We start from the raw sequence: 243 nt of genomic DNA on the forward strand, positions 1-243 counted from the left end.
TACTGTACTAACTGGCGTAAGAACACCAGAATATCTTCGTACTTAGTACTCTTTGCACCCGAACGTCCGATTATGTGGTTGACCACAATCATGACACAGGTGAGATACGTGGTGTTCTACATCGTAGCTGTAATGCAGCGGAGGGTAAGGTAGCTAATGCTGCTGGTCGTTGGGGTGCAAAGAGTACTAAGTACGAAGATATTCTGGTGTTCTTACGCCAGTTAGTACAGTACTTGGAGCAAG

Annotated in this window: 1 protein-coding gene; it reads left to right on the forward strand. The window is 45.7% G+C overall.

All coding sequences use genetic code 11. The features are described from left to right. Positions 1-32: 32 nt before the first annotated feature. On the forward strand, positions 33-243 hold a 211-nt coding region (locus V0R37_RS23040), incomplete at its 3' end, for an endonuclease domain-containing protein (protein ID WP_420376685.1).

Origin of the sequence: Pollutimonas rozaliensis, from assembly GCF_048751585.1 — a bacterium.
Taxonomy (GTDB): Bacteria; Pseudomonadota; Gammaproteobacteria; order Burkholderiales; family Burkholderiaceae_B.